Origin of the sequence: Caballeronia sp. (assembly GCF_049581465.1) — a bacterium.
Lineage (GTDB): Bacteria > Pseudomonadota > Gammaproteobacteria > Burkholderiales > Burkholderiaceae > Caballeronia.
The window spans coordinates 1-3048 of record NZ_JBAUSA010000212.1; the positions used below are offsets into that span (position 1 = coordinate 1).

Consider the following 3048-nt stretch of genomic DNA (forward strand, 5'->3'; position numbering starts at 1 on the left):
ATCTGCAGCGACTTCACCTGGGTCTCGTTGCGGCTCGTCACGCGAGCGGGGAGCGTCGCTCCATCGAGTTCGATCGTCGAGCCCGCATCCGGCGCCAGCAGCCCGAGCAGCAGTTTCGCGAGCGTCGTCTTGCCGCTGCCCGATTCTCCGACGAGGCCAAGCGTCTCGCCCAGCGCCAGTTCCAGCGATACATCGTGGACCGCCCGCACCGATTCGCCGCCGACGTGAAACGTCTTCGACAAATTCCCGGCTCGCAACGCGATCGGCGCGTTCGTCCTGTCGATACCGTCGGGCATGATCTCCGGCGTCGCGCGCGGTAGATCGGCTGCGCGTTCGTGATAATGGCATCGGGACATCTGGTCGCCGTGAGCGGCAGACATGCGATACGGCGGCGGCGCGTCGCGCAGGCAACGGTCGTCGGCGAGCTTGCAGCGCTGCGCGTAGATACACCCCTTCGTCACGGTTCCCGGCAGCGGCAACGAACCTTGAATGGTATCGAGCCGGCCGGTGTCCTTGCTGCGTCCTTCCGTGGGCAGGCAGCGCAGCAGGCCCACCGTGTAGGGGTGACGCGGACGTGCGAACACATCGCGGGTGGTGCCTTCCTCGACCAGTTTGCCCGCATACAACACGCCCACCCGGTCGCACATCCGGCCGATCACCGCCAGGTTGTGGCTGATGAAAAGCACCGCCGTACCCAGTTCCTCACGCAATTGCGCGATCAGGTCGAGCACGTCGGCTTCGACGGTGGCGTCCAGCCCGGTCGTCGGTTCATCGAGGATCAGCAACGCGGGATTGCACGCGAGCGCCATCGCGATCACCACGCGCTGCTGCATGCCACCCGACAATTGATGGGGATAACTATCCATCACGCGTTCGGGCGCGGCAATGCGCACGCGCCGCAACATGTCGAGGGTCCGCTCCAACGCTTCGTCCACCGAGGCGCCCGTCAGTTCAAACGCCTCCGACACTTGCCGCGCGATGGTCAGGGACGGATTCAAAGCACGGCCCGGATCCTGGTAGACCATCGAAACGGCGTTGGCCCGCATCTGCCGCAACGCATCGGCGTCCATTGCGGCAATGTCGCGGCCGGCTATGGAAATCTTTCCCGACTTCACGCGGCCGTTACGCGGCAGATAGCGCAGGACGGCAAGCGCGGCGGTTGATTTACCGCATCCCGATTCGCCGACGAGCCCATACGCCTCGCCGCGTTTTACGCGCAAGGTGATGTCTTGCAGCACCTCACGATCGCGGCCGTGCACGCGATACGCGACGGTCAGGCCGACGATGGTCAGGGCATCGGTCTCGGCACGCTTCGATCCATCGAAGACGGGGAAAGCAGAGGGCGGAGGTCCGTTCATCGGTCGAGCACCCCTTCAATACCGTCCGCCACGAGGTTCACGCCCACCACCAGCGAAGCGATCGCGGCGGCGTCGAACACGACCGTCCACCATGCGCCGCCGGCCATCAGCGTGTAGCACTCGGACAGCGCCAGGCCCCAGTCCGCCGAGGGCGGCTGAATGCCGAAGCCGAGGAACGACAGCGTCGCGACGGCGAAGATGGCGTAGCCGAGCCGCACGGTTGCTTCCACGATGATCGGCTGCAGCACGTTCGGCAGGATTTCCGCAAACATGATGTAGAACGCGTTTTCGCCGCGCAACTGGGCGGCCAGCACATAGTCGAGGTTGCGTTCAGCGAAGACGGCCGCGCGCACGGTGCGCGCGGTGATGGGTGTGAAGGTGATGCCGATCACGAGGATCACGGTGCCGTTGCTCGCGCCCACCGCGGCCAGCGCGAGCAACGCGACGATCACGAGCGGCAGCGCAAGCACCGCGTCGATGAAACGTCCGACCACGCTGTCCACCCAGCCATCGAAATAGCCGACCATCAAGCCGACGGTCGTGCCCGCGACCGTGCCGAGCAAGGTCGCCAGTGGCGCGATGGTCAGGATGTCGCGCGCACCGACTATCACGCGGGCGAAGACATCGCGGCCGAGTTGATCGGTGCCGAACCAGTGCGTGCGATCGGGCGGCGTGAGGGAATTGAGGGGATCGGAGGCGTATGGATCTTGCGGCACGATCCAGTGTCCGACCAGCGCGCACAAAGCCCAGAACGCGAGGATCAGCACGCCGGCCACGAACGTGGGAGAGCGCAGCAAGGCTTTGGTGCGTTCGAATCGGGGCGGCCGCAATGAAGGCGCGGTGGTCACTGTGCTCATTGCGCGTTCCTCACCCGCAAACGCGGATTGAGCACGACATACAGCCCGTCGGCGACCAGATTTGCCGCTGTATAAATCACGCCGACTGTCAGCACGCCAGCTTCGAGCATCGGAAAATCCTTGCCCTTGGCTGCGTTATAAATGAGCGATCCGATGCCTTGGTAGTGGAACAGCGTCTCCACCACCACGAGCCCGCCGATCATGTAGCCGAGTTGGGTTGCAGCGACGGTGACGGTTGGCAACAACGCGTTGCGAAGCACGTGGCGCCAGATCACCACGCGACGCGGCAGGCCTTTCAAGATCGCGGTGCGCGTGTAGTCGGCATCGAGCGCTTCCACGGTGCCGGCCCGCGCCATGCGTGCAATGTAGCCAAAGAAAACGAGCACGAGCGGCAACACGGGGAGGATCAGGTGCTTGAGCTGGACCAGCGCATTCGATCCCTCAGGCGACGTGGCCTCGATCGGCAACCATTGCAGCCATACGCCGAACACGAGAATCAGCACGATCGACGAGACAAACTCCGGCACGACCGTAGCCGATAACCCCGCGATGCTGATCGTGCGGTCGATCCAGCGCCCGGCATGAAGCGCCGCATACACGCCGCCCATGATTCCCAGCGGCACGACCACGATAAACGCCAGCGCCCCGAGCTTCGCCGAAGCCAGCAGCGCGTTGCCGATGAACGGCGCCACGGGCGCACGATAGGAGTACGACTGACCCATGTCGCCACGCACGAAATGTCCGATCCATCCAGCGTATTGAGCGAGCAGCGGCCGGTCGACGCCCAGTTGATGATCGAGCGCGGCAACGGCGCGGGCGTCGGCGAGCGGGCC

3 protein-coding genes are annotated in these 3048 nt (G+C 64.8%); all 3 read right to left on the bottom strand.

Going from position 1 to position 3048, the window contains the following annotated elements:
- The coding region (locus WCA53_RS05215; protein ID WP_423906428.1) for an oligopeptide/dipeptide ABC transporter ATP-binding protein at window positions 1–1358 on the bottom strand (1358 nt) is incomplete at its 3' end.
- Window positions 1355–2215: an ABC transporter permease gene (locus WCA53_RS05220; RefSeq protein WP_423906431.1), complete on the bottom strand. Its 861-nt coding sequence runs from the start codon at window positions 2213–2215 to the stop codon at window positions 1355–1357. The genes WCA53_RS05215 and WCA53_RS05220, both read right to left, overlap by 4 nt.
- Window positions 2212–3048: ABC transporter permease (locus tag WCA53_RS05225; protein ID WP_423906433.1), on the bottom strand; the 837-nt coding region annotated here is incomplete at its 5' end. The genes WCA53_RS05220 and WCA53_RS05225, both read right to left, overlap by 4 nt.